Raw genomic sequence first — 25455 nt, 5'->3', positions numbered from 1 at the left:
TTCGTTTCGTGGCGTGAGCTTGACTTCGCATCAGGGGAGCGAGCAAAAATCCCGCGTCTCGAGCGAGCGAGATCCGCTTTGCGCGTCGGGGCGAGTCGTGGTTCATGACGGCCATGAACACAACACGATGGTTGTTTGCAGGATTGATGGGCGTGATGTTGGCCTTGCCCGCGTGCTCGGATGACGACCCGCAGGGCGGCGACAGCACGAGCAGCAGCAGCGGTACGGGCGGCAGCGCCGGCGACGGAGGCAGCGCGGGTGACGGCGGCAGCGCCGGTGACGGAGGCAGCGCGGGTGACGGAGGCAGCGCGGGTGACGGAGGCAGCGCGGGTGACGGCGGCAGCGCGGGTGACGGCGGCAGCGGCGCCGGGACCGAGGGATTCGCGGTCACGGGACCGATCTCCGGAGACGCCGTGCCGGAGGACGCCGAGGTGATCGTCGCCTGGGTGGTGAGCTCGAGCAGCCCCGACTACGCGTTCAATTTCGGTGAGGGGAGCGTCTCCGGCGCGCAGTTCACCGTCAGCTTCGGGGCCGAGCCGCCCGGCGAGGCGATCAACAGCTACGGCGTCGGCGTCGGCGTCGTCATGCTCCTCGAGCCGGGCACCGAGGTGCCCGAAGGCGAGCTCGACGAGGACGTCGTCGAGGCAGCCATCCTCGGCGCGAGCCCGCAACACGCGATCATCTGGCGCGACCCCGCCAGCCAGGGCCCCGACTGGTCCGATGCATTCCCGGAAGGGTTCGGCTGCGGCCAGTGCGTCCCCGCGGGGGAGGGATTCGACACGTTCGAGCCGGTCGACTGCTCGGAGGTGGAAGTCCAGGCCACCTCCGACTTCGACTCGCTCGAGTTCTGCAACTGGACCTGAGCGCAGCCAACGAGACGGCCCCACCGCACCGGTCGAGAGGCCGATGCGGTGGACGAGACGCCCCCACCGCATCGGTCGAGAGGCCGATGCGGTGGAATTGCAAAAACTTCTGACCGTGGCATATTGGAGGCCTCTCCGCAACCGTGCCAGGGCCATGTCCATCGCGTCCACCACCGACGAGTACCCGATTGCCCCCGGAGACATCCTCCTCGGCAAGTACCGCGTGGAGAACGTCCTCGGACGGGGCGCCATGGGGCTCGTCGTCGCCGCGCGCCACCTCGCGCTCGACGATCGCGTCGCGATCAAGGTGCTCCTGCCGAAGTACGTGCAGGACGCAGACATCCTCCAGCGCTTTCTGAGGGAGGGGCGCGCCGCGGTGCGCATTCGCAGCCGGCACGTCGTGCGTGTCGCCGACGTCGGCACGCTGGAGAACGGCGCGCCGTACATGGTGATGGACCACCTCGAGGGGAAGGACCTCGCCGCCGTGCTCGCGGAGAGCGGACCCCTCCCGGTGCCCGTGGCTATCGAGCTCGTGCTCCAGGTGTGCGAGGCGCTCGCCGAGGCGCACGCGCAAGGCATCGTCCACCGGGACGTGAAGCCGAGCAATCTGTTCCTCACGCGCAACGCGGACGGCTCGCCGTGCGTCAAGGTGCTCGACTTCGGTATCTCGAAGATGACGCACGCAGAGGACCACGCGCTCACGCGGGTCGGGGGCGTGCTGGGCTCGCCTCTCTACATGTCGCCCGAGCAGCTCCGCTCCGCGAGCGACGTCGACGGCCGCGCCGACATCTATTCGCTGGGCGTCGTGCTCTTCCAGCTGCTCACGGGGCGGACACCGTTCGTCGCGCTGGAGCTCGCGCAGCTCGTCTACCTGGTCACGCAGGGGGAGCCGCAGCGGCCGCGCGCGCTGCGCCCCGACATCCCGGAGCCCCTGGAGCAGGTGATCCTCGTGGCGCTCGCGCGCGATCGCGATCGCCGCTTCCCGACCATCGCGGAGCTCGCGCTCGCGCTCGTGCCCTTCGCTCCGCCGCACATGCGGGCGGCCGCCGAGCGCCTCTTCGGCGTCCTGCGCGAGACGCTCCCGGTCCCGGCCCTGCACGCGCCCCTCGCGGCCTCGGCGGCGGGGGCGTCCACGTCCCCGGCGGCTCACCCCCTGGACGGGGGAGCGCTCACGATCGCGCCGGTCGGCACGACGCACCGCAAGCCAGCGGCGCGGAGGCACACCCTCCCCGTCGCGCTCGGGATCGGCCTGCTGGTCATGACCGGCGGCCTGTTCCTCTGGCGCCTGTCGCCCCGAGCGCCGCACCACGTCGAGCGTGAGGCCGCGCCGGCAGACGGCCCTCAGGGCGCCGCCGCGGAGCCTCGCGCCGCCCAGCCGAGCGCCGCGCCGCCCGTGGCCGTCGAGCCTTCCGCGAGCGCCGTGCCGCCGCCGAGCGCCGCTGCGAGCGCGTCGGCCGAGGCGCCGCCGCCGGAGGCGCCGCCGCCGGAGGCGCGCGCCACGGCCACGGCGGCGCCGGCGCCCGCGAAGCCGACCGGGTCGGCTCCCCCCAGGCGCAGCGCGCCGCCCGTGAAGCGGCCCGCTAGCGCCGACCCCTTCGATCGCGATGTCTTCTGATACCCTCGCAGAGACGATGACGCCGCTGCACAGGAGGAGCCGAGTCCAGCGCGGACGCGGGTGGATGGCGCGTCTCTGCGCGATCGGCGCCGGCCTGACGGCGGCGATCGCGGGAGCAAGCGCGGCGAGGGCCGAGGACAAGGCGGGCGCCGTGGCGCTGTTCAGGGAGGCGGGGGCGCTCGTCGATGCTGGCCAGCCGGCGCGCGCCTGCCCCAAGTACGAAGAGAGCCTTCGCCTCTACGACAGCAGCAACACCCGCTACTTCCTCGCCGATTGCTACGAGCGCATCGGCAAGATGGCCTCCGCGTGGGCGCACTTCCTCGAGGTCGCCGCCCGGGTGCACGCGAGCGGCGACCGGGCGAAGGAGGCGAAGGCGCGCGAGCGCGCGGCGGCCGTCCTGCCGAAGGTCTCCCGTCTCACGGTGGTCGTCGGGGCCGCGAGCGCGCCGGGCCTCGAGGTGAAGCGCGACGGCACGCCGGTCGGTGCCGGCCAGTGGGGCGTGCCCATGCCGGTCGACGCGGGGACGCATGTCGTCGAGGCGAGCGCGCCGGGCAAGCGAACGTGGACGGCGCGGGTCGAGGTCGGGCCGGGCGGCGCGACGTCGACCCTCGTCGTGGGCCCGCTGGAGGACGACCCCGCGTCGAGGGACGCGGGCGGCGCGGGCACGCAGCGCCGCACGCTCGCGCTCATCACGGGCGGCGCGGGGGTCGCGGCCGTGGGCGTCGGGACGGCGCTCGCCTTCGCGGCGAAGTCGACGTTCGACGAGTCGAGCGCGTTCTGCAACGGCGACCGCTGCGACAGCCGCGGCATGGACATCCGCGACAGCGCCGTGGCGCGCGCGAACGTCGCGACGGTGGTCTTCGGCGTCGGCCTCGCGGCCATCGCCGGCGGTGGCGTGCTGTGGCTCACCGCGAAGAGCCCGACGAAGGGCGCGTCGATCGGGCTGGCTCCCACGGTGGGCGGCGCGCTCGTGCGAGGCAGCTTCTGATGCGTCTCCAGGTGCTGGTCGTCGGCCTCTGCGCGTCGACGCTTGCGAGCGGATGTGGTCTCGTCTTCGGCATCTCGCCCGGCGAGTACGACCCCGATCCGTTCGGCCTCGGGGGCGGCGGTGCCGGGGGCGCCGGCGGCGGTGCCGGGGGCGCTGGCGGCGGTGCCGGGGGCGCCGGCGCCTCGGACGCCGGGGCCGAGCCGCCTCCCTGCACGGCGCTCCTGGACGACCTGGAGGACGGCGACAGCGCGATCCTCACGTGTGAGGGCCGCGTCGGGAGCTGGTACACGTACAATGACGGCACCCGGAGCGGCACGCAGACGCCTCTGCCCGGCCGCCCGTTCGTGCCCGCCTCGCCCGGGCACGCGAGCGAGCACGCCGCCCACGTCGCGGGCAGCGGCTTCACCACCAGGGGGGCCGGGATGGGGTTCGACCTGAACCTCGCCCCGGGAGGAGCGAAGTTGAGCTACGACGCTTCCGCCTACGCGGGCCTGACCTTCTGGGCCAGGGCGGCGGCGCCGACGCACATCTACGTGAACTTCCCCGACCGCAACACGGATCGCGAGGGCGGCGTGTGCGAGGGCTCGGGCTGCGGCGACCACTTCGGCGAGGGACTCGACCTCACGACCGAGTGGGCGCAGTACACGGTGATGTTCTCCATCCTCAGCACGGACGGCTGGGGCGTGCCGGCGCCCCCCGCGTTCGACGCCGCGCACGCCTACTCGGTGGAGTTCCATACCGCCAAGTCGACCGTGTTCGACATGTTCGTCGACGACATCGCCTTCGTCCCGTGAGCGCGGGGGCGGTGACGGGCGCGCTTCCCCGCGCGCGCGTCTCCAGCGAGCCGGCTCACGGGCCCATCCAGGGGGCGTGGCCCGCGGCGGCCGCCCCCGACCGTCGCTGTCCCGGTGGTCCACGCCGGAGCCGCAGCGGCGGTCCTCGTCCCCGCGCGCCTGCGACCTCATACCTGGCCTCGGACATCGGGTCCACGAGGAGGACGCCATGAAGCGACGATGGGAGAGAGCGGGCATCGAGACGAGCGCACTGGGCCTGGGGTGCTGGGCCATCGCGGGGAAGTGGAACGATCCGGGCGCGAGCTGGGAGTGGCACGGCACCGACGATGCGGAGTCCATCCGGGCCGTCCGCGCCGGCATCGACGCCGGCGTCACGCTGCTCGATACCGCCGACGTGTACGGGTCGGGGCACAGCGAGGTCCTGGTCGGTAAGGCCATCCAGGGGATCCGCAATCGCGTCACGCTGGCCACCAAGTTCGGCCATGTCTTCGACGAGGAGAAGCACGCCAACCTGGGCAGGACCGACGCCAGCCCGGCGTACATCCGGCGCGCCGTGGAGGGGAGTCTGCGGCGGCTGGGGACCGATCGGATCGACCTCTACCAGCTCCACATCTGGGAGCACCCGCCGGAGAAGGCCGGTGAGGTGGTGGAGGTGCTCGAGCAGCTCGTGGAGGAGGGGAAGATCCGCACCTACGGCTGGAGCACCGACGTGAAGGCGTCGGTCGAGGCCTTTGCCCGCGGTCCGCGCTGCGGCGCGGCCCAGATCCTCCTCAACGTGTTCGAGGGGAACGACCGGCTGATCGCCTATGGCGAGGGCAATGGGCTGGCGCTCCTCTGCCGGAGCCCGCTGGCGATGGGCATGCTCTCGGGCAGGTACACGAAGGGCGAGACCTTGCCTCGCGGCGACGTGCGGACCAGCAACTTCGAGTGGATCAGCTGGTTCAAGGACGGCAAGGTGAACCCCAACTACGCCCGTCGCCTCGAGGCCGCCCGCGAGATCCTGACCAGCAACGGCCGGACCCTGGTCCAGGGCGCGCTGGCGTGGATCTGGGCCAGGAGCCCGAACACCATCCCTATCCCCGGCTTCAAGAGCGCCGCCCAGGCCGTGGAGAACGCGCGGGCCATGGAGAAGGGGCCGCTCACCGCCGAGCAGGCGCGCCAGGTGTCGGAGCTGGTGGCGTACGAGGATCGGAACCTGTAGCGCCCGCGCTGCGACTCCGCCTGTCCAGCGCGACGAACACCTGCACGCCCGCGGGAATCATCGCCCCGCTCCGCCGAGGGCGCGAACCACCTCCGCCAGCAGCGCGGGGTCGAACCCCGCGGCGACGCGCAAGCTCGCCGGAGTCCACCTCGACCCCGCGCCCGCTCCTCCGCCTCGCGCCACCCCCGGCGAGTTGCGCCCCCGGCGAGCGGCGCCCCCTTACAGGCTACAGCCGGCCTACGACCTCAGCGACGGCGCCGGAAGCCGCGGACGAGCGCGGCGCCCGTGCCGACGAGCACGAGCACGACCATGCCGACCCACACCCAATCCAGGGGATCCGAGCTAAAGGAGACGGCCACCGCGCCGCACCCGGGAGAACACGCTCTTCTCATCAGGCAGCCCATCTCTCATCAACCGCCCCCTCCGGTCCGCCGGAAGGTGCGCACCCGGCCGCGGCACACCTCGACATCGCGGCCCGGCTATCTGCTCCAGCGCCATGTACGACGCCAGCACGCTCGCGCGATCGTCAGCGTCCACCTCGGCACGCGCGGCCGCTCCGCAGGCCGCGACGCCGAGCCCACGCTCGAGGAACTCGCTGCGACGGACCCGAGCTCGACCAGGTGGGCGGTGAACGGCGACGGCCGCTCTGCCCTCAGGGCGACATGGCCGAGCTCCACCAGATGCACGGCCATAGCCCCGAACTCCGTCGAGGTACGCATCAACCTTCGCGGCCGCGCCGCCGCGGAGCGCGCCGAGCCGCTTTGAGCACCTCGCCGCAGGGCGGCGCGGCACGAGCTCGTGCCATGCCAGACCGCGCGCAACTGCATGATATCGTGCATGTTGTGGCACTCGCTTCTCCGGAGGATCAGCGCCCGACGCAGTGGGATACGAACCGTGTAATTCCGAATACTTGCGCGCTGTCTGGCTGGTTTGCACGCCTTCGAGGTCGCTGGGCCAAGTCGTCGCGGCGCTGCTGTCTACACATCGATCTCGAAGGGCATATCGTGCGCGGCGCGTGAACGTGATAGCGTCCGCGCCCGATGCGCACCAACCAGAAAACGCTTCAAAACAAGGTCGCAATCGTCACCGGAGGCGCCTCCGGCATCGGCCGCGCGCTCGGTGAAGAGCTCGCCCATCGAGGGTGCGAGGTCGTGCTGGCGGATCGCCAGCACAGCGTCGCCGCGGAGGTCGCCAAAGGCATCACCGACCGCGGAGGTCGCGCGACCGCCGCCGAGCTCGACGTGCGCAGCCTGCCGGCCTTCAAGGCCATCGCAAAAGACACGCTGCAGCGCTCAGGCCGCATCGACTACCTGTTCAACAACGCCGGCATCGTCGTCGGGGGCGAGATGGCCAGTCACGTGCAAGAGGACTGGGACGACGTCATCGACGTCAACCTGCGCGGCGTCGTTTACGGCATCCAGGCAGTCTACCCGATCATGGTGAAGCAGGGTTCAGGACACATTTTGAATACAGCCTCCGTCGCAGGCCTCGTCGCGGGCTTTAACGAGGGCGCCTACACCGCCACCAAGCACGCCGTCGTCGCCGTCACCAAGGCCCTCCGCGTGGAGGCAGAGCGCTACGGCGTCCGCGCCTCCGTCCTGTGCCCCGGCACCATCCGCACACCCATCCTCACCGGCGGTGTGTACGGCCGTATCAACGTGGAGAACGTCTCCAAAGAGGCCATCATGCGCATGTCGGAGCGCCTGCGCCCAATTCCCCCCGAAGAGCTCGCGCGCCGCACGCTCGACGCCGTCGCCCGCAACGAGGCGATCATCGTCCTGCCCAAATGGTGGAAGGCATTCTGGTACCTCGATCGCCTGTCTCCGGCGCTCAGCCTCAAGCTAGCCAGCTACAGGTACAAGCGCATGCGCGAGGAGATGCTGGCCGCCGGCGCCAAGCCCAAGAGCATTGACGCCGACGCGTGAGCGGGATCCGTCAGCACATTGAATAGAGCCGAGCTGGGCGACGCTTCGGTGCCGTTCGAGCTGGATGTCCACGCCATGATCTGGTCCGAGGATCCCCCCGCTTTGGAGAACGCTCTTCACCGTGAGCTCCACTACCGGCGGGTCAACCTGATCATTGAGAGGAAGGAGTTCTTCCACGTCGAGATCGATGAGGTCGACGTCGGTGGTCACGGACCATCAGCGCCCGGGCGCGGCGGCTTGCGTCTGGACCTCACGGACACGACGCTGGCAGCGCTCGTGGTCGGCGCGGGACTGATCCTCCGGGAAGCCGAGCAGGCGCTGGCGGATGTCGAGCGGCATGCAGTAGTTGGTCGCGGTCCACAGCTTCGGGTCGTCGGCGCCCGAGAGCGGCTCGAGGTCGCTCCACACGATCACCGTCTTGTCGTCCGAGGCCGTGACGATGCGCCTTCCATCGGGGCTCCACACCGCCGTGTTGACGGCATCGTCGTGCCCAAGCAGCACGAGGGGTTGTCCCGTGCCGTCGGCCTTCCACACGCGCACAGTCTTGTCCTGCGACGCGGAAACGATGCGCTGGCCGTCTGGGCTAAACGCCGCCGCGTAGACGGGGTCGTCGTGTCCAAGGAGCACGAGGGGCTGGCCCGAGCCGTCGGCCTTCCACACGCGCACCGTCCTGTCCTCGGACGCGGAGACGATGCGCTGGCCATCGGGGCTCCACGCTGCTGTATGGACGTCACCGTCGTGACCACCGAGCACGAGGGGCTGGCCCGAGCCATCGGCGTTCCACACGCGCACCGTCTTGTCTTTCGACGCGGAGACGACGCGCCCGCCATCGGGGCTCCACGCCGCCCCATAGACGACAGCGTCGTGACCACGGAGCACGAGGGGCTGGCCCGAGCCATCGGCGTTCCACACGCGCACCGTCTTGTCCTGCGACGCGGAGACGATGCGCTGGCCGTCAGGGCTCCACGCCGCTGTATTGACGCCACCGTCATGGCCACGGAGCACAAGGGGCTGGCCCGAGCCGTCGGCGTTCCACACGCGCACCGTCCCGTCCCACGACGCGGAGGCGATGCGCCGGCCGTCGGGGCTGAACGCCGCCCCAAAAACGATATGGTCGCAACCACGGAGCACGAGGGGCTGGCCCAAGCCGTCCGCCTTCCGCACGCGCACCGTCCTGTCAGAAGCGGCGGAGACGATGCGCTGGCCATCGAGGCTGAACGCCGCCGCGTTGACGCAGTCGCTGTGACCACGGAGCACGAGGGGCCGGACCGAGCCGTCGGCGTTCCACACGCGCACCGTCCTGTCTTCGGACGCGGAGACGATACGCTGGCCGTCGGGGCTCCACGCCGCCGTAGGGACGCGGTCTGCGTGACCACGGAACACGAGGGGCTGGCCCGAGCCGTCGGCGTTCCACACGCGCGCCGTCTTGTCAAAAGACGCGGAGACGATGCGCTGGCCGTCGGGGCTAAACGCCGCCCCATAGACGCTACCGTCGTGACCACGGAGCACGAGGGGCTGGCCCGAGCCGTCGGCGTTCCACACGCGCATCGTCCTGTCTTCGGACCCGGAGACGATGCGTCGGCCGTCGGGGCTCCACGCTGCCGTATGGACGAAATCGTCGTGACCACGGAGCACGAGGGGCTGGCCCGAACCGTCGGCGTTCCACACGCGCACTGTCTTGTCCATCGACGCCGAGACGATGCGCTGACCGTCGGGGCTGAATGCCGCCGCATAGACGCGGTCGTCGTGACCACGGAGCACGAGGGGCAGTCCCGAGCCGTCACTGTTCCACACGCGCACCGTCTTGTCCCACGACGCAGAGGCGATGCGCTGGCCGTCAGGGCTAAACGCTGCTGCATAGACGACAGCGTCGTGACCACGGAGCACGAGGGGCAGTCCCGAGCCGTCAGCGTTCCACACGCGCACTGTCTTATCTGCCGCCGCGGAGACGATGTGCTGGCCGTCGGGGCTGAACGCCGCCGCATAGACGTGGTCCTCATGACCACGGAGCACGAGGGGCAGTCCCGAGCCGTCACTGTTCCACACGCGCACCGTCTTGTCCCACGAAGCGGAGACGATGCGCTGGCCGTCGGGGCTGAATGCGGCAGACCAGGCCAGATCCTCGTGGAGGAGCACCATCGTGGCGACGCCTGCACCCCGTGCCCACCGCGCAAGCTCGCCCCATCCCGGCGGCGCCGGGCCCGGCTCGATCTCGCGGAGTAGCGCGAACATCGTGGTGGGGTCTCCCTGGCACTCGCGGGCCGCGGCCATCCGCGTGGCATTCCGGGCGCTCGCGGCGCTGCGCTCTGCCTCGGCCCTCTCCGCCTCGGCCCTCTCCGCCGCCCGCTTCGATTGGACCGCCAGAGCGGAGACCAGGAGCACGACCAGGCTCAGGGCACCGAACAGCACCGCGACGACCTGCCTCCTCCTCCGTCGTTCCCGCTCCCCCAGCGCCACCACCGCCGCGAGGTAGCGCGCCTCCCGCGCGCCCTGCTGCGCGCCCGCCGCCGGGCCCTGCCGCTTCTGCCAGCGCCGGGCTTCCTCCGCCGCCTCGCCTCGCCAGAGCAGGCCGTCGGCGCAGCCGCTCTCTTCCCATTGCTTGGCCGCGGGGCGCACCCGCGCGAGGAACTCCGCCGCCTCCTGGTTGTCGTCCAGCCATCGCCCGAGCTTGGGCCAGCTCTCGATCAGCGACTCGTGCACGAGCTCCACCGTCGGGAACGCGCGCTCTTCGGCGGTCTCGATCAAGAGCAGCCGCGCCTCGCAGAGGCGGAAGACTACCCGGTCCACGGCGTCCAACTGTTCGTCGAGCTCTCGCAGGTCGGGCAAGCTCACCACGGCGCGCGTCCGCTCGGGTGAGACCAGCCGGAGGAAGATCGCCCGGCAGAGGCTCTGCTCGATCCCCGAGAGACCTGCGAGCACCGCGTCGGCATGGGTGGAGAGCGCCCCTGCGACACCCCCGAGCTTCTCGTAGCTCTCTTGCGTCAGGAGCCGGCGCCCACGATCGCGCGCCTCCCACAGCTTGGTCGCGGTGAACTGCAAGAGCGGCAGGGGGCTCGCCGCGCTCTCCAGGGCGCGGAGCATCGCTAGCGTCATCTCGGCGGTCTCGAAGCGATAGCCGAGAGCCTCGACCGGCCGCATCAGCGCCGCCACGAGGCCGTTCGGGTCGAGGGGCGGCAGGAACCAGAGCCCGCGGGTCACCTCGGTCATGAGCCGGCGATCTTCGGCCAGCCGGTCGAGGAAGTCCGAGCGCATGCAGAGCACGACGCGGAGCGGGGACAACGCGTCGTCGGCGACGCCCTCCAGGCACGCGACGAACGCGGCCCGCTCCGCCGGATCGATGCCCTGCGTGTAAAGCTCCTCGAGCTGATCGACGAAGACGAGAATCTTGTGCTCGGCGCTCTGGCTGCGGCAACGCGCGCGCAGCCGGGCGCCCAGGAGGCCGGGCTGGGCGCGCAGGGCCGCGATGAGCGCATCGGGATCGCTCGCCGAGGAGAAGGCGTGCGAGCTCGACGCGTCGGGTGGAGCTCCCGTCGTCACCGGCGTGGCCGCGATCTGCGCGAGCAGGTCGGCGAGCGCGTGGAGCGGCCTTCGCCCCGGCCTGCGCGTGAACGCCTCCCAGGGCTCGCCCGAGCGCTTCAGCGCCGGGATCACGCCCGCGCGCACGAACGACGATTTTCCCGCGCCGGACGGCCCGGCAACCATCACGAGCGGCTGGCTGCGAAGACGTCCGACGAGCGCGGCGACGTCGTGATCGCGCCCAAAGAAGCGCCCGGCGTCCACCTCCTGGAACGCGCCCAGCCCGGCAAAGGGGCTCTCGTCCTCGCGGAGCGCCGGCGCCTTCGCGCCCGGCAGCAAGGGCTCGAGCGCCGCGATGAGCTCCTCGGTTCCGCCGAAGCGCTCGTCCGGGCGCTTCTTCAGGCAGCGATCGATCACGTCGCCCAGCGCGCCCAGGTCGGGACGCGTGTCGCTTGCGCGCGGCATGGGCACGTCGAGACGCCGAACCTGCCCGAGTTGCCCCACCGCGAACGGCGCGAGCGGGTGCGTCCCGGTGCAGAGCTCGAAGAGCATGATCCCCACGGCCCACAGATCCGTCCTGGGATCGACCTTCTCCGCCCGCCATTGCTCCGGCGCCATGTACGGGACGGTGCCGACGAGCGCTCCTTCCTGCGTCAACGCCGGTAGCCCGCGCGAATTCTCGCCCTGGGCCGCGAGCCGCTCGATCTCGTCGGCTTCGAGCTGCTTGGCGATACCGAAGTCGAGCACCTTGATCGGCCCCGCCTCGGTCAAGAAGACATTCTCCGGCTTGAGGTCACGGTGCACGATCCCGAGCGCGTGGGCGCAGCCCAGCGCGCGCACCACCGGGAGCATCAGCTCGACCGCGAGGCTCAGCGGCAGCGGCCCTCCTCGCTCGACCAGGAAGGCGCGCAGCGTGCGGCCCTCCAGGTGCTCGAGCACCATGTAAGGAACGCGGTCGACCTCGTCCACCTCGTGGATCACCACGATGTTCTCGTGCTTGCAGCGCGCCGTGGACCGCGCCTCGGCGAGGAAGCGCTCGGCGCTCCGGCCGTCGGACTCGAGGAGGACCTTGACGGCGACCAGTCGGCCCAGCTTGGTGTCGCGGGCCAGGTAGACCACGCCCATGCCACCCTGGCCCAGCTTGCGGATGATCTCGTAGTGCTTGAGGGTGGAGTCCACCTGCGGAGCCGCGACCGCCGGGTGCAGGGGTCGCGACCGCAGGGCTGCGGTGGCGATCCGCGCGCGACCGAGGGCGCCCGTCGCGTCGTCCTGATCGCTGGTCTGGAGGACCTCCCCCGGCGGCGATCCCTCGGCGACGCCACGCAAGGATTCTCCCGGAGGCACCGCCACGCTACTGAACTCCAGCTCGGCCAGCCGAGCGACGATGACGCGGCAAACCGCACATCCGTCGATGTGGTGCGCGATCGCCTCGAAACCTGACGGATACGCGGCGTACTCTGCGAGCTGGTTGTCCGTGGGGCAGTCCGACGTCGGCTCGATGGTGCCCGACTCTTACCACACGGAGCGGGACTGTCAGGCGGCACGCCTTCTTGACGGCGCGCCAACATCAGCCATTCTCCGCAGGTGGATCGAGCGAGCGGTCTCTCCTCTGCGTTCGCGGCGGGCCTCGGCGGGGGCGGGGTGATGCCCGAGGCCGATCCCGGCGCGACGATCGCGGCGCTCTTCGAGGCGGGGCAGGCGGCCTTCCCGGCCATCGCCGTCGAGGCGACCGCGCTGGCGCGCTACCTCGGCGAGCGTTGCTCGGCCGCGGGCGGCGCGCTGCCGCCTCCGTCGCTCGCGGCGGACGTCTACCTGGCGTGCGCCTGCGTCCTCGGGGTACCGGGTGCGCACGCCGCGTTCGAGCGGGAGTTCTCCGGGGTGATCGCGCGCGCGGCGGCCCGCGTCGAGCCGTCGCCCGCCTTCGCCGACGACCTCCGGCAGGTGGTCCTCGAGGGCCTCTTCAGCGCGCCGCCCTCGGCCACGCCGAAGATTGCCGGGTACGCGGGGCGCGCGCCGCTCCGGACTTTCCTGCGCGTGATCGCGGTACGCACCGCGATCAACCTGCGGCGGCGCAAGGCGGACATGGCGAGCACCCCGCTCGACGAGGAGCGGGAGATCGCCGCCTCCGTCGACGTGGAGGCCGCCTACCTCGAGGCGCGCTACAAGGCCGAGTTCGAAGAGGCCGTGCGCGTCGCGATGGGGCGCCTCTCGCCGAAGCAACGCGCGCTGCTTCGCCTCCACCTGCTCGACGGCCTGAGCATCGACGTCCTGGGCGCGCATTACCAGGTCGGGCGCGCCACGGCGGCGCGCTGGCTTGCGGCCGCGCGCGAGGCGCTGCGCGAGGGCACGCGCGCGGAGCTCGTCGCCAAGCTCGGCCTCACCGAGTCGCAGTACGCGAGCCTGGCCAGGTTGATCCGGGGCCGGCTCGACGTGAGCGTCGCCTCGCTCCTCCGCGAGTAGGCACACCTCGCCAGACTATTTTTGAGACTTCGTCCGCCTCACGGTGACTTCCCGGTAGGCACGCGGGTGTGAGCCCCCGGCCCTCCTGGCGAAGGAAGGGTCTGGCACCACCGCGAAACGCCGTGGACCGTTCAGCGACGTCGCACGTCGCACGTCGCCGATAGAGCGTGACGAGAAAAATGCACCCGGAAAGGATCAAGAAAGACGCGATCACCCGCACGCCGCGTCGTCCTCGCAGCCGACCGAGGGGCGCGCCGCCAATCCCTCCTCGCCCTCGCCTCGCCTCTTTCCTCGCCACCGCCGCCCTCCTCGCGTCGGCGCCGCTCGCGTGCTCGCCCGCCCACGATGCGACAGGATCAGATAGCTCGGACGCCGCGAGCGCGGCGCCTTCATGCAGTCCGGCGGAGGCCTCGTGAGCGCCGGCCTCGCCTGGTGGTGGGGCACTTCGCACACGCAAGCCGCCGAGAACTACCCTGGCAACAACTACCTGCGCACGGCGGTCGCTGAATACGATCCGCTAGACAGAAACGTCGCTGAAATGGATTTAAACAGCGTTGAACACCGTTGGACAGCGCCAGGCAGCGCCAAGCAATGACGATGGAAGCTCTCGCCTCTCGGCCAGCCGTGATTGCCCACGCGAGCCCTCACATCGTGCGAGATCACACGCCTCGTAAAGGAGACACCATGAGAAATACATTCGCCTTCGCCATGTTCGGAGCCACGCTTCTCGCCGCCACGGCGAGTGCCCAAGCGAGCACAAAGAGTGTTCGTGTCCTCTACGTCGTGCCGAGCGACGCGCAGCGAAGTGACCGCGCCGCTCTCGTCGCGAACGCCGTCGAGCACAACCGTCAGACATGGCAGAACTACGGCGCCACGATGACCACGGACGACGTCGTGACGGTTCGAAGCCATCATGACGTGAACTGGTTCCTGACCAACCCCAACGACTATCACGGCGCCCTGGCAGAGTGGTACTGGCTCGGAAACGCCTGCAACGCGGCCAGGGACGTGTACCCTGACGCCTGCAGGTGGGACGCCAACCACAAGTACATCATCTTCCTGGAGGCCGACATCTCGAGCGTGAACGGCAACGGGGCGGCCGCCGGCTTCGGCGCAGCCGTCATGCCCAAGTGGATCATCGATGGAGCCGAGCAGGGGGACCTGCGCAGGATCGGAAGCATCGGCCACGAGCTCGGGCATACGTTCGGCATGCCGGATCCGGAGCCGGATACGGATACCGACTGCGAGTCGCAATGGCCTACGAAAAACATCATCTGCAGTGGCGGCTACTACCCGCACAACCGGCTGAACCACCTCGACTACCCCTACCTGTTCAGCGCTGAGAGCAGTGCCTATTTCGAAGAGACTCCATCTGATCTGTTCGACGTCGGCCAGGGGAAGGTCCTCGCCGGAGAGAAATGGAAGACCCAGCGCGGGCTCGACCTCGAGGGGTGCGCGCTCTCCTGCCTGCGCGACCCTGGCTGCAGCTCCTTCGTTCACTTCGGCACGACGTGCGAGTTCAAGGGAGGTCGCCTGAGCGAGGCCTGGGATATCTCTGGGTATACCTCGGCTCAGATCAAGATACCCGCTGACGGCGCCGTCGAGAAGAAAGTTGCGCCGATCTGGGACCCGCAACTCGCGACGCAGGTGTGCCGGCAGGTGTGCGACATCTGGACGAACGTCCCCTGGACCGAGTCGAGCTATACGGGGACCTGGTGGACCCCCCCGGCGAGTGAATACTCAGTTTGCCTCTGCGACTACAATCCTGACTACAATCCGTGAAGCGATACGCCGGGGCATGCGCTCGCGCATGCCCCGGCGGTGGCCGAGCTCGGCGCGAGCGACGTTGGTATGAATCCCGCTATCGACCGCTACATTTCCCGGGATTTTTGCCGTAGGAGGTCGATAGTGAGGCTGGAACCGGGGCCCCGCCGCTGTTGCTGACGACCTCGAACTCCTCCCAGCGCTGGGCTGAGCTGCGGTTGGCGACCAGCGGCGCGTTGCCGGCGTCCTCGGCGCAGACGAAGCGGCCGTTGACCGCCGCCTTCAGCGCGACGACCCCGCTCAGCTGTCCGGGGAGGCCTGCGGCGATCCTCTGCTTCACGAACCGGCCCGAGTCCGTGAGCGCCGAGTCCGGCCACCGCCAGACCGCGTCAGCGCTTCGTGGTGGGCTGCTCCCAGCACACGACCTCGTCGGTCGCGACCCCCTCGCCGGCACCGCCGCCGGGGTGCGCGCAGGCCATGAACACCTCGTGGCCGCAGCCCTTCACCTCGAAGACGTCGAGCTCGTCCAGACTCTCCCGCGTCGCTGCGTCCTCTTCGGCCCGGTCCTTCTGCCATTTCGCCAGCCGGCCGGGGTCGTTCTTCACCTCGTCGGGCGGCGCCTCAGCGGGTCTTTTCGCGAGCACGATCGAGCCCCATTTCACGTCGTCGCGTGAGCGGACCGTGATGCGGTCCTCGGGACAGCTGTGCTTTCTCCCGAACTCCTCCCGCGCGCCGGTCTTGAGCCGCTTGCACCCGATGGAGAAGACGACCGCGAGGAGCATGAGGAAGGACAGACGGACAAGCGAGCGATAGGCGGCGTTGGTGTTCATGGATTCCAATCGTATGTCAGTCCGTGTGCAGAAGAGCGCCTGTTCTGTGGATATGTTACAGGTTTTCATGCCGCTGTCGAGGTCGCGGAGCACGAGCGTGGTCGAAGGCGGAGGTCGCGAAGCTGCATGAGCTGCTGCTTCGTAGGCCGGCCGCGGCTAGCTAGAACAGCTTGGCGCTCGCTACCGCCTTGGCGCGCATCTTGATGATGTTGATGTAGGCTGGCTGCTGCTTCAGCATCTGTGGTCGGGAAGTCTCGCCCTCGCCGCTCGAGCGTGCAACGGTCCGGTGATTCCAGATCGACGCCCCCGCACAGATGAAGCCGACCATGATGGGATAGACGGCGCAGCGTTCGACGAGGCCGATGAGGACGTTGGCCCCCGAGCTGGCGACCACGAGGAAGGCCACCATCGAGGCGAGCCCGAACACGCCGAGGACGACCATGGCCCTCCCGGCTTTGGGAGTGACTCCGACTTGTTGACGCTGGCGTCCAAGGAGCATCGCGAGCACGTTGCCTCCGACGATAGACGCGAAGGCGCCCAGGGCGTGATAGTCGACTGCGCCGTCGGGCGGCTCTCCGGAACCGGGGTTGAACGCCAGCAAGACGCCGCCAAGCGCGACGAGAGCTCCCAGGATGAGCGCTGCCCAGCGGCGCCAGCTTCGCAGGCCCTTGAGCGCGGCGACACCGATGAAGAACATGATCCCGAAGAGAAAGAACCCGGTGTTCATGACCCACGCGAGTGGCGATTTCATGAACTGGCCAAGAGCCTCGAGGGGGCCACGGACTCCCAGGTTGCTGATGTAGTGATGCGTGTAGCTGTAGGGAGGATCCGTCCATGCCGCGGCGGCGATGAACTCGGCGAGGAAGAAGATCACTGCCCCGGCGACGAGCAGCGCGCCGGCGGGGCGACGTTGCATCATCTGGTTCGCCTCGGGTGCGGGCCTCGCGCGCTCCTTTGGTTCCGAGCTGGAGGTGGGGTTGTTCTCGGTCATGTTCGGGTTCTCTCGGTTGTCGGTCGCGAGGCTCAGCGAAACAGAAGCCCCAGCGTGTGCTTTGCGTCGGCGCTCGAGCAGTCGACGCGCGACGCCCAGCCGCGCGCCAGCTCAGCCGGCCCAAGAAAGCCGGGCGACAGCTTCTCGAACGTCTCGTGTCGCCTCATGTTGAACAGCCTGCACCGTCGCGCTCAAGACCACCAGGACATTGATCGCAACGGTTTCAGACCCTATAGGTCTGAATCATGGAGCTACGTCACCTGCGGTACTTCATCGCCGTCGCGGAAGCGGAGCACTTCGGAAGGGCGGCCGAGCGGCTTCACGTCTCGCAGTCGCCCTTGAGCCGGCAAATCGCTCAGCTCGAAGCTGAGATCGGCGTCGAGCTCTTCGTGCCCTCGGGACGCGGGGTGAAGCTGTCCGCCGCCGGCCGGAGCTTCCTCGAAGGTGCGCGCGCGACCCTGGCTCGCGCCGCGCTCGCGGTCGAGGACGCCCGCGCGACGGCGCAAGGCCGTATCGGGACGGTCGTGGTCGGATTCGACGGGGCCCTGGCTGACACCCTCCTGCTGCCGAGGATCGTGCAGACGTTCCGCGCGCGTCATCCGCGCGTCGAGGTACGCCTTCGGCCGCTGCCGAGCGAGGAGCAGGTCGCCGCGCTGCGCGATGGCAAGATCTCGGTCGGGTACGGCTACCATTCGCCGGAAGACAACCCGCTCTTCCGCTTCCGCGTGCTGTATCGCGAGCGCGTCGGCGTCGTGATGTCGAAGAGCCATCGCCTCGCTGCACGGCGCACGCTGAGGGTCGCGGACCTGAAGCAGGAGCGCTTTCTCTGGCCTCCGCGCAAGGAGGGCCCGCGCCTCCACGACGACATCATCGCCGCCTTCCGGGCGCATGATCTCACGCTCGAGCTCGCCCACGAGGAGGCCAGCAGCGATGTGATCCTCATGCTGGTGGCGAGCGGCGAAGGTCTCAGCTTGTGTCCCGAGAGCGCCGCGTCGACGCTCCTTGCCGGAGTGGTGTTCAAGCGGGTTCGGGACCTCAACGTCGTCATCCTTGGCCGCTCGGTGTGGCGCGCCATGGACGACAAGGACCCGCTCGTGCGGTCGCTCCTCGAGATCACGAATTCGGTGCATGGATCCTCACGGTAGGCATGCGCCAGGTCGATCCTGCGACTGAAAGCGCGCGCATCTTCCGTTCGCATCTGGGGCATCGCAAAGCATCGAACCCGAAGGTGCGTTTCATGTGCACAGCCCACTCGACGTAGCGCGACGTTGCGAACAACTCCCCGTCGAGCAGCCGCCCCCAGTGCAAGACCGAGATCAGGGTCGGCTCAACTCGCACCGTAGGCTCGGCATGCGCGGGCGACTTCGCTGAGAGCGCCGGCGGCGCGCACGACGACGCAGGGCCAGGTGCAGGCACCTTTCCGGCGGCCGGTTGTCATCGAGCGGTGTTCCTGGCGGGATTTCTGACACGCGGAACTAGCGGAGGTGGCCGACATCCGCGACAACCCGAGCGTGCCTAGGTAGACGACGGCGGCCCCGAGTTCGTGCCCGGGGACCTCGGCGTCGCCTGGGTGCGGAGCGGCCGTCCGGCGGCCCGACGCCCGCGCCGCGGCGAGGCACCGCGCCGATCGGCTCCGGCGCCCTGCGCTCGACGGCGGCCGCGCCGAGTTCCTCCTCACCGAGCCGCTGGATGGTGAACGACCACTGGCCCGAGCGCGTCCCCGGGCGTAGCGATCCGAAGCCGCGCCCTTGACGACCCGCGCCGCCGGCACCGGCACGGGCGCGCCCATGGCCCCGTACAGCTCCCCCGGCCTCCCCGCGCCTGCCACGCAGCTGTCGGGCACAGCAGCCAACATTTTGAAACTATTCAGGTTTATCTCTGCGTCTCCGAATTGTTTTCCCCTTGCAGAGCGCATCGCCGCAGACGCGGCGACGGAGGGCTCACGGCGAACGGACCTCACGATCCGCATGCCGCTCGACGAGGGCTCCCAGCAGCTCGAGGCCCTCGTCGAGCTTCTCGTCCGTCACGTTGCCGTAGCCGAGCACCAGCGCGTCGCCCTCGCTCGACGGCGCTGCCCGGAACTCGTCCTCGGTCGAGATCCGCAGCCCCTCCGCGCTGCAGACGTCGGTGAAGGTCGGGCCGAAGCGCCGCCCGCGGAAGCGCACGTGCAGGTGAAAGCCGGTCTCACCGCCGCCGGTGCGGACCAGATCCCCATACCGGGCCTCCAGGAAGGAGAGGATCGCCTCCAGCCGGGCGCGGTAGCGCCGCTTCATGGCGAAGACATGCCGCTCGAGGTGGCCCTCCTCGATGAAGCGGGCCAGCGTCCGCTCGTGCGGGATGGAGCCCCGGACGTTGGTGCGCCGCACCAGGTCCGCGATCGGGCCCACGAGGTGGGGCGGGGCGATGAGGTACCCGACCCGCACGAAGGGCGCGAGGCACTTCGAGAAGGTCCCCAGGTAGACGACGCGCTCGGCGTCGAGCGAGGCGAGCGGCGGGACCGGGCTGCCGCGGAAGCGGAACTCGGAGTCGTAGTCGTCCTCGAGCACCAGCCCCTCCGCCGGCGCGGCCAGCTCCAGGAACTTCACCCGCCGCTTGAGCGGCAGGAGCGCGCCTGTCGGAAACTGGTGCGAGGGCGTCAGGTAGAAGAGCGCGCCGCGGGGCACCTCGCCCAGGCCGGACGGGAGCGCGCCGGCGTCGTCGACGTGCACCGGGCGGCAGCGGAACCCGGCCGAGGTGAAGGCGTCGCGGGCGAAGGTGAGCCCGGGCTCCTCGCAGAAGAGGGTCGTGGCGGGGAGGAGGCGCGAGAGCAGCGACAGCGAGTGCGAGGTGCCGGAGGTGATGCAGATCTGCGCCGGATCGGCGGCCAGCCCGCGGAACCGGTACAGGTAGTCGGAGATGGCCTGGCGCAGCCGGGCGTCGCCGAGCGGCGGGCCGTACGAGAGATCGGCCGCCTGCGCCAGCGAGATCGCGTCGTCCGCGGCGCGGCGCCACGCTTGCCGCGGGAAGCTGGCGAGATCGGGGATCCCGGGGGTGAAGTCGAAGCGGATGGCGGGCCGACGCCGTCGGAGGGGCGCCGCCGCCGGGACGCTGGCGTGCGGCGCCCGCGCCGGCAGCGTGGCGGCGTAGGTCCCGTGGCCCGCGCGGGTCTCGAAATAGCCCTCACCGGTGAGCTGCTCGTAGGCGTCCGTCACCAGCCGCCGGGAGATCCCCAGCTCCGCCGCCAGCTGGCGCGAGGGCGGGAGCCTGGCGCCGGGCGCGAGCTCGCCGGCGACGACCGCCTTGCGCAGCCCGTCCGCGAGCTGCAGCGCCAGCGAGCGCCGCGAGGCGCGATCGAGCACGATGCCGAACACGGGCCCAACATAGCCCTTCTCCCGGGAAAGAAGGCGTCATGCGACCGTGGTGTCCGGGCGGCCGACAGGAGGCCGCGAGGCGCCCGGGCCCTGCGCCGCCGCTCCGGCTCGCCCCGCGGCCCGGCCGAGGCGATCGGCCAGGCGGCGGAGGACCTCGATCAGCTCCTCCGGCTCGTGCACCTCGAACTCGAACCCCATGAACCCGAGGTGGAACGCGAGCGAATCGAGGGTCGCGCCGCCGGTGTGGATCACGCAGCGGTCCGGCCCGAGCGGCTCGACGCGCCCCGCCACGCCGGAGAGCTGCGCCGAGACGACGTCCGCGGCGGCGTGCACCGTCACGCGCGCGCGGAACCGGTACGTGTCCGTCGAGACCGACTGCGACACGTAGGCGGCCACGTCCTCGGCGGGCAGCGGGCGCGGCTTGAAGCGCCCCGCCGCCCTCGGTTTGCCCTGGATGCGATCGACGCGGAACGTCCGCCATTCCTCGCGATGGAGGTCGTACGAGAGCAGGTACCAGCGGCGGCTCGTGTGCACGAGCCGGTAGGGCTCGACGGCGCGCGCGCTCGCCGCGCCGCTGTGGCTGCTGTAGTCGAAGTGGAGGACCTCGGCGTCGCGGCAGGCGTTCGCCAGCGCGGCGAGCGCGTCCGCGTCGAAGGTGGGCCCGCCGTCGCCCAGCCGCACGCTCACGGCCTCGAGCGCGCTCACCTTGCGCCGGAGCCGCTTCGGGAGCACCTGATCGAGCTTCGCGAGCGCGCGCACCGACGCCTCCTCCAGCCCCTTCACGGGCCCGGTCGCCGCGGCGCGCAGCCCCACGGCGACGGCGACCGCCTCGTCGTCCTCGAGCGGGAGCGGCGGCAGCTCCTTCCCGGCGCCGAGCTGGTAGCCGCCGCCGGTGCCCGTGGCTGCGTGCACCGGGTACCCGAGGCTACGGAGCCGGTCCACGTCGCGCCGGACGCTGCGCTCGGTGATCTCGAGCTCGCGGGCGAGCTCCCCGCCCGTCCAGAAACGCCGGGACTGCAGCAGCGACAGCAGCTTCAGCAAGCGCGCGGAGGTCTGGATCACGTGCGGCTCCTCGTTCTCACGTCGTTGTTCCTGGATCATTGCGGACCGAATCTGTCCGCAAGCCAGTGTAGCCTCGTCTCATCACGCGGACGAGGCGCCCGAAGGCGCCGCGCCCCCCTCAATCCCTGGAGCTTTCCCCCATGAGCAACGCCGCTTCCGCGCAGACCACGACGACCCCCGGCGCCCGGACCTACCGGGGGAGCTGCGCCTGCCGCGCCGTTCGCTTCGAGGCCGACTTCGACCCGAGCGCCGGGACGACGCAGTGCAACTGCACCATCTGCACGAAGACGAGGTGGTGGGGCATCATCGTGAAGCCGAGCGCCTTCCGCCTCGTCGCCGGCGAGGAGGTCCTCGGCGACTTCTCGCGGTCCGAGGCCGGCCATGCCCGCTTCTGCAAGACCTGCGGTATCCGCGTCTTCGGGCACGGCGATCTCCCGATGCTCGGCGGCGCGTACTGCACCGTGAACCTGAACTGCCTCGACGACGCGGATCTCTCCGGGGTCCCGGTCACGTACCTCGACGGGCTCCACAACACGTGGGAGCAGCTCGCCGTGGCGCCGTACGTGGATCCGGTCACGGCCGCGAAGCGGGCCTGAAGCGAGGCGCCCCGGGTCGCCTGCTCCACCGCGACGCGCTCGCCCCAGGGCTGGTCGGCGGGCGGCTGCGGCCGACGCACTCCCACGACACCGGGCTGGCTTTGGCCGGGCGAAACGGATCGCCAAAACCGAAGGGAGGCACTAGATTGGCTTCGGCGCGCCGGGCTCGCGCGCCGAGGCCGGTGCTCTGCCTCGCACATGCTGTCGGTCTCTGTGCGGAATTCGGTCATGGCGTGCCTCGCTGACATGACGTCGGCGGTGTGCGGAGGGTAGTCGATGCGAAAGATCCACGTTGCCTTGGGTGTGCGCTCGTTGACGGACTCCATCGCGGATTACACGCAGCGCCTGGCGGCCCAGCCGCAGGTGATAGTGCCCGACGAATACGCGCTCTGGCGCACCGACACGGTGAACTTTTCTATTCGTCAGATCCCCGCTGGCCAAGCTCCGGGACTGCGTCATCTGGGGTGGGAGGACGACGCTGCCAGCGCCTTCTCCGAAGCGCGGGATTGCAATGGCCTTGTCTGGGAAGAGTTCGGTCCCCAGCAGCAGCTGCAAGAGATCCTCGAGCTCTGGCCTGATGCCCAGATAAAGCGCTGACTCCGCGCTGGCCACGGACCGGCCGGAAGGACCTGATCGATCCGGACGCTGCCCCGTGCTGCCGGCGCTCGCCGCCGACGACGAGACCTGCGCCGTCAACGGCGGCAGGGCCGGCGCGCCGGTCCCGGCGCCGCCTTGACCGGTGACGCAAGGCTCGGAGATCCGTGACGTATCCGTGCTCCTCTCCGTGGATGGCCATCGACGCGGCGGCGAAGCGATGGAAGCGTTCGCCCGGGAGAAACCCCGAAAATGGAGTCGATAGCACCGATGAAGAAGAGCGCGCTCGTGATGATCTTCCCGATGACGTTCGTGGCAGCCTGCGGGGCGGCGGGGGGGCCGGACGACCCGGAGATCGCCGCCTCGCAGGAGGCGATCACCCTCTCGCCCGACTTCGGCGCTCGGTACCTCGACTGCGACGAGTTCGCCGGTGTGGGGCTCGCCCCCTTGTCCACCGTCGCGCCGCTCGTGCCGGGCGACTACACCGTGATCGAGGCAGCACCCGGGATGGCCGTCGTGGTCGCGCAGGCGGGGGACTGCGCCGAGATCAGCGTGAACGACCGCCTCGCCCAGCCAGGCGTGTTCGCGCAGCTCGGCGTCGGCGTCGTCCCCCCGACGGGCACTGGAGATCAGAACTTCTACCAGATCGCGTTTGCGACCACCCACCCGATCCTCGCCGCTCGCCTCCGCCTCCTCGGCGTGAACGCGCGCTACGCTCCTTTCATGTCGTACGAGATCACGAGCACGTCGGGCCCCCAGGCCGAACTGGCCGTCTCCGTTCCTCGGCCCGCGGGCCTCGCGTTCGATCTGGACGGCCCCGTCACCCTGCCTGATCCCGCGGCGCCGCCCAACCCGCTCACCACGTTCAACTACTGGCATCAATCCGCGCGCTACGGCAACATCCTCCAGGAGAACGCCGTCACTGGCATTCGCCTGGGCGAGGGGACCGGCGTGACGCTCACGGCCGTGGGCGACGATCTCGAGGCGATCCTCGGCAGCACGACGCTGACATTCCCGTTCTTCTCGAGCCCGGAGCTCTTCGACGAAGCGGTGCTGACGGTCCAGACCGACGCCTTCTGACGCGCGGGGGCACGACGACTTGCCCGGGTTACGACGGCTTCGACACCCCCTGTCACGGCCTCGACGCGCGTTTCACGGTCACGCCGAGCGCGGGCGCCTGGTACCGCTACACCGGGGCCTACACAGAATACTTCCCGGTGCCCTGAATCAGGAGCCCCCGAGAGCGTCGCGCGGGTCGGGCAGGCCGGGAACGACGACCACATGGGCGCTGCGGTAGGAAAGTGGGCGCGATCTCCGTCATCTCACCGCTGATCGACGCCGTCGAGGGAATGGTGGTCGCCGAGCGCTTCTCTCGCCCGCGAGCGCGCGCCGAGAGTGACTCGACCCTGCGATTGGGAGGAGATTCCCGGGCATGGTTGCAGTATGAAGGGGCGGTGGAAATCAAAGACCTGTCCGACTCCCTGCGCGCCGATCCTCGCTTCACCACCCGTCGCAAATGGCTGATCTTCAGCGACTTCGTCTACACCCCCACGGGGGAGAAGGTGGAGGAGGGCTTCCGCTACTTCACCTGCCCCATGGACGCCCTCACCGCCGCCCTGGCGAGGCGGGACTTCGCCGCCATCGCGAAGCTCCCCTTCGCGCTGGACGGGGAGGGGGAGCCGGACACCTCCGCCGTGCGCCTGGATCTCGCCTACACCGCGTCCGGCGCCCTCGCCGCCTTCCAGCCCGTGGAGTTCCGCGACCACGTGCCCACGCCCGTGTCGGCGGCCGTGATCCTCGAGGGGGCCGAGGCCAAGGCGCTCCGCGAGACGTTTCTGGCGATCGACCAGTCCGCGTAGCCGGGCAGGCCGGCGCCGTGAGCCCGGCCTTTTCGCTGCGGGCGCGCCCCCTGACCTCGCTCGCCCGTGGTCGGGGGCGCCGCCCCCTGGCCATGGCCAGCGGGGGGCCGTCGTGTTAGGGTCTCCACGGGATGAGCGCCTGCCTGTACCTCGTCGCGTCGCGTTCGTGGCCTCGCCACGGCGCGCGTAGCGCGCCCATCCCCCAGCGGACCCGGCTGCTCTGCCCGAGGTCGCCCGCACGCTCGTAGGGGAGCGGTCATCCGGCGCCCTGTGCCGACCGCTCCCGGGATGAAGCGGGCTGGCGTCGAGCGCGCATGCGCGGGCGATCTGGACGAGCGCTCGCGCCGGCCAGCTCGCTCGGCGTGGCCTTCGGCCGAGCCCGGCTCGCGTCGACGACACAAGGAGATCCCAGTTCATGGCACCTCACTCGAACCCCATTATCATCACCGAATTTGACCGCGATCGGCTCGCGCGGCTGCTCGAAGCGCTGCGCGCGCGGCCCGGGGGCGATTCCCCGGACCTGGAGGCGCTCGAGACCGAGATCGAGCGCGCGGACGTCGTGAAGCCGGGCGACATCCCGCCGAACGTGGTCACCATGAACTCGAAGGTCGAGCTCGTCGACCTCGACACGGAAGAGCGGCTCTGCGTCACTGTCGTGTTCCCCGGAGCCGCCGACGTGAAGAGCGGTCGGATCTCGGTGCTCGCGCCGATGGGGCTCGCGCTGCTCGGCTGTCGAGAGGCCGACGACGTGGAGTGGCCGACGCCGAGCCGCACGCGGCGCCTCCGGGTCGAGCGCATCGTTTACCAGCCCGAGGCGTCGGGTCGCTTCGACCTCTGAGCCCGGTCGGATCGCTGGAAGCGGCGGGGTACACGCCCTGTCACCTCGTCGATCGTCGCGTCCGGCCCGCCCGTGACGTGGCCCCACGGCTCGGGATCCCGCCCGGCCACGTTCTCGCTCCTCAGGATCGCCACGTCACCCCCCTTGTGCCACTGCGATCAGGCCCATCCTCCGGCCCGCATCCCGCGCGACCGCCTCCGCGTCGGTGA

23 protein-coding genes and 1 pseudogene are annotated in these 25455 nt (G+C 70.3%); 16 read left to right on the top strand and 8 right to left on the bottom strand.

Annotation, left to right across the window (positions count from 1 at the left end):
* Window positions 1–152: 152 nt before the first annotated feature.
* From WME96_RS28330 to WME96_RS28310, 5 genes are all read left to right on the top strand, one after another.
* Window positions 153–863, top strand: coding sequence for a hypothetical protein (locus tag WME96_RS28330; RefSeq protein WP_437284710.1), 711 nt, complete (start codon window positions 153–155; stop codon window positions 861–863).
* 154 nt (window positions 864–1017) lie between these two features.
* Entirely contained in the window at window positions 1018–2478 is a 1461-nt protein-coding gene (locus WME96_RS28325) for a serine/threonine-protein kinase (RefSeq protein ID WP_437284709.1), read from the top strand.
* A gap of 64 nt (window positions 2479–2542) precedes the next feature.
* Complete coding sequence (locus WME96_RS28320; protein WP_437284708.1) at window positions 2543–3466, top strand: hypothetical protein; 924 nt, start codon at window positions 2543–2545, stop codon at window positions 3464–3466.
* Window positions 3466–4260 carry a hypothetical protein gene (locus tag WME96_RS28315; protein WP_437284707.1) on the top strand — a complete coding sequence of 265 codons (795 nt, stop codon included), beginning with the start codon at window positions 3466–3468 and terminating at the stop codon, window positions 4258–4260. Before WME96_RS28320 ends, WME96_RS28315 begins: the two co-directional genes overlap by 1 nt.
* 208 nt (window positions 4261–4468) lie before the next feature.
* Entirely contained in the window at window positions 4469–5461 is a 993-nt protein-coding gene (locus WME96_RS28310; protein ID WP_437284706.1) for an aldo/keto reductase, read from the top strand.
* Window positions 5462–5706: 245 nt separating this feature from the next.
* On the opposite strand, the gene WME96_RS28305 is transcribed toward WME96_RS28310, so the two are convergent.
* Window positions 5707–5853, bottom strand: a complete 147-nt coding sequence (locus WME96_RS28305) for a hypothetical protein (protein WP_437284705.1) — start codon at window positions 5851–5853, stop codon at window positions 5707–5709.
* A 648-nt stretch (window positions 5854–6501) separates the two neighbouring features.
* On the opposite strand from WME96_RS28305, the gene WME96_RS28300 reads away from it, so the two are divergent.
* Together WME96_RS28300 and WME96_RS28295 are read left to right on the top strand one after the other, a co-directional pair.
* Window positions 6502–7386, top strand: a complete 885-nt coding sequence (locus tag WME96_RS28300; protein WP_437284704.1) for an SDR family NAD(P)-dependent oxidoreductase — start codon at window positions 6502–6504, stop codon at window positions 7384–7386.
* 18 nt (window positions 7387–7404) lie between these two features.
* Window positions 7405–7572 (top strand): annotated as a pseudogene (locus tag WME96_RS28295) (GIY-YIG nuclease family protein); the annotation flags it as partial.
* Window positions 7573–7602: 30 nt separating this feature from the next.
* Here the strand turns inward: WME96_RS28295 and WME96_RS28290 are convergent.
* Window positions 7603–12228 carry an nSTAND1 domain-containing NTPase gene (locus WME96_RS28290; RefSeq protein WP_437284703.1) on the bottom strand — a complete coding sequence of 1542 codons (4626 nt, stop codon included), beginning with the start codon at window positions 12226–12228 and terminating at the stop codon, window positions 7603–7605.
* A gap of 258 nt (window positions 12229–12486) precedes the next feature.
* Between WME96_RS28290 and WME96_RS28285 the strand changes: the two genes are divergently transcribed.
* The 3 genes from WME96_RS28285 (at window position 12487) to WME96_RS28275 (ending at window position 15144) form a co-directional block, all read left to right on the top strand.
* Window positions 12487–13362 carry a sigma-70 family RNA polymerase sigma factor gene (locus WME96_RS28285; RefSeq protein ID WP_437284702.1) on the top strand — a complete coding sequence of 292 codons (876 nt, stop codon included), beginning with the start codon at window positions 12487–12489 and terminating at the stop codon, window positions 13360–13362.
* A 412-nt stretch (window positions 13363–13774) separates the two neighbouring features.
* Window positions 13775–13957 carry a hypothetical protein gene (locus tag WME96_RS28280; protein ID WP_148314297.1) on the top strand — a complete coding sequence of 61 codons (183 nt, stop codon included), beginning with the start codon at window positions 13775–13777 and terminating at the stop codon, window positions 13955–13957.
* A gap of 89 nt (window positions 13958–14046) precedes the next feature.
* On the top strand, window positions 14047–15144 hold the full coding sequence (locus WME96_RS28275; RefSeq protein WP_437284701.1) for a hypothetical protein: 1098 nt from the start codon (window positions 14047–14049) through the stop codon (window positions 15142–15144).
* A 79-nt stretch (window positions 15145–15223) separates the two neighbouring features.
* On the opposite strand, the gene WME96_RS28270 is transcribed toward WME96_RS28275, so the two are convergent.
* From WME96_RS28270 to WME96_RS28255, 4 genes are all read right to left on the bottom strand, one after another.
* Window positions 15224–15466 carry a fascin domain-containing protein gene (locus tag WME96_RS28270; RefSeq protein WP_437284700.1) on the bottom strand — a complete coding sequence of 81 codons (243 nt, stop codon included), beginning with the start codon at window positions 15464–15466 and terminating at the stop codon, window positions 15224–15226.
* Window positions 15467–15515: 49 nt separating this feature from the next.
* Window positions 15516–15956 carry a hypothetical protein gene (locus tag WME96_RS28265; protein ID WP_437284699.1) on the bottom strand — a complete coding sequence of 147 codons (441 nt, stop codon included), beginning with the start codon at window positions 15954–15956 and terminating at the stop codon, window positions 15516–15518.
* Window positions 15957–16116: 160 nt separating this feature from the next.
* On the bottom strand, window positions 16117–16947 hold the full coding sequence (locus tag WME96_RS28260; protein ID WP_437284698.1) for a DUF998 domain-containing protein: 831 nt from the start codon (window positions 16945–16947) through the stop codon (window positions 16117–16119).
* 32 nt (window positions 16948–16979) lie between these two features.
* Window positions 16980–17114 (bottom strand): hypothetical protein, encoded by a 135-nt coding sequence (locus WME96_RS28255; RefSeq protein WP_437284697.1) that lies wholly within the window; start codon window positions 17112–17114, stop codon window positions 16980–16982.
* Window positions 17115–17192: 78 nt separating this feature from the next.
* Here WME96_RS28255 and WME96_RS28250 point away from each other — a divergent pair, with 78 nt between their 5' ends.
* Window positions 17193–18092 carry a LysR family transcriptional regulator gene (locus tag WME96_RS28250; RefSeq protein WP_437284696.1) on the top strand — a complete coding sequence of 300 codons (900 nt, stop codon included), beginning with the start codon at window positions 17193–17195 and terminating at the stop codon, window positions 18090–18092.
* A 795-nt stretch (window positions 18093–18887) separates the two neighbouring features.
* On the opposite strand, the gene WME96_RS28245 is transcribed toward WME96_RS28250, so the two are convergent.
* Window positions 18888–20297, bottom strand: coding sequence for a PLP-dependent aminotransferase family protein (locus WME96_RS28245; protein WP_437284695.1), 1410 nt, complete (start codon window positions 20295–20297; stop codon window positions 18888–18890).
* 36 nt (window positions 20298–20333) lie between these two features.
* The gene (locus WME96_RS28240; protein WP_437284694.1) at window positions 20334–21359 is read right to left on the bottom strand and encodes a helix-turn-helix transcriptional regulator; all 1026 of its coding nucleotides are present in this window, start codon (window positions 21357–21359) and stop codon (window positions 20334–20336) included.
* A gap of 140 nt (window positions 21360–21499) precedes the next feature.
* Here WME96_RS28240 and WME96_RS28235 point away from each other — a divergent pair, with 140 nt between their 5' ends.
* From WME96_RS28235 to rnk, 5 genes are all read left to right on the top strand, one after another.
* Entirely contained in the window at window positions 21500–21955 is a 456-nt protein-coding gene (locus WME96_RS28235) for a GFA family protein (RefSeq protein ID WP_437284693.1), read from the top strand.
* 276 nt (window positions 21956–22231) lie between these two features.
* Entirely contained in the window at window positions 22232–22552 is a 321-nt protein-coding gene (locus tag WME96_RS28230; protein ID WP_437284692.1) for a hypothetical protein, read from the top strand.
* 249 nt (window positions 22553–22801) lie between these two features.
* Entirely contained in the window at window positions 22802–23629 is an 828-nt protein-coding gene (locus WME96_RS28225) for a hypothetical protein (RefSeq protein WP_437284691.1), read from the top strand.
* 374 nt (window positions 23630–24003) lie between these two features.
* On the top strand, window positions 24004–24408 hold the full coding sequence (locus WME96_RS28220) for a hypothetical protein (RefSeq protein WP_437284690.1): 405 nt from the start codon (window positions 24004–24006) through the stop codon (window positions 24406–24408).
* 415 nt (window positions 24409–24823) lie between these two features.
* Window positions 24824–25246, top strand: coding sequence for a nucleoside diphosphate kinase regulator (gene rnk / locus WME96_RS28215; RefSeq protein ID WP_437284689.1), 423 nt, complete (start codon window positions 24824–24826; stop codon window positions 25244–25246).
* The last annotated feature ends 209 nt before the right edge of the window (window positions 25247–25455 follow it).

The sequence above is a fragment of the Sorangium sp. So ce406 genome (assembly GCF_051474675.1).
GTDB lineage: Bacteria > Myxococcota_A > Polyangia > Polyangiales > Polyangiaceae > Sorangium > Sorangium cellulosum_G.
The sequence above is the reverse complement of the archived record's forward strand: the minus strand, read 5'-3'. Positions and strand labels throughout refer to the sequence as shown.

Coding starts and splice junctions, on each gene's coding strand:
- WME96_RS28225 (WP_437284691.1), top strand. CDS start 22,802: ATGGAGTCGATAGCACCGATGAAGAAGAGCGCGCTCGTGATGATCTTC.
- WME96_RS28230 (WP_437284692.1), top strand. CDS start 22,232: ATGCGAAAGATCCACGTTGCCTTGGGTGTGCGCTCGTTGACGGACTCC.
- WME96_RS28275 (WP_437284701.1), top strand. CDS start 14,047: ATGAGAAATACATTCGCCTTCGCCATGTTCGGAGCCACGCTTCTCGCC.
- WME96_RS28315 (WP_437284707.1), top strand. CDS start 3,466: ATGCGTCTCCAGGTGCTGGTCGTCGGCCTCTGCGCGTCGACGCTTGCG.
- WME96_RS28300 (WP_437284704.1), top strand. CDS start 6,502: ATGCGCACCAACCAGAAAACGCTTCAAAACAAGGTCGCAATCGTCACC.
- WME96_RS28325 (WP_437284709.1), top strand. CDS start 1,018: ATGTCCATCGCGTCCACCACCGACGAGTACCCGATTGCCCCCGGAGAC.
- WME96_RS28310 (WP_437284706.1), top strand. CDS start 4,469: ATGAAGCGACGATGGGAGAGAGCGGGCATCGAGACGAGCGCACTGGGC.
- WME96_RS28305 (WP_437284705.1), bottom strand. CDS start 5,853: ATGAGAAGAGCGTGTTCTCCCGGGTGCGGCGCGGTGGCCGTCTCCTTT.
- WME96_RS28320 (WP_437284708.1), top strand. CDS start 2,543: ATGGCGCGTCTCTGCGCGATCGGCGCCGGCCTGACGGCGGCGATCGCG.
- WME96_RS28250 (WP_437284696.1), top strand. CDS start 17,193: ATGGAGCTACGTCACCTGCGGTACTTCATCGCCGTCGCGGAAGCGGAG.
- WME96_RS28260 (WP_437284698.1), bottom strand. CDS start 16,947: ATGACCGAGAACAACCCCACCTCCAGCTCGGAACCAAAGGAGCGCGCG.
- WME96_RS28265 (WP_437284699.1), bottom strand. CDS start 15,956: ATGAACACCAACGCCGCCTATCGCTCGCTTGTCCGTCTGTCCTTCCTC.
- WME96_RS28235 (WP_437284693.1), top strand. CDS start 21,500: ATGAGCAACGCCGCTTCCGCGCAGACCACGACGACCCCCGGCGCCCGG.
- rnk (WP_437284689.1), top strand. CDS start 24,824: ATGGCACCTCACTCGAACCCCATTATCATCACCGAATTTGACCGCGAT.
- WME96_RS28255 (WP_437284697.1), bottom strand. CDS start 17,114: ATGAGGCGACACGAGACGTTCGAGAAGCTGTCGCCCGGCTTTCTTGGG.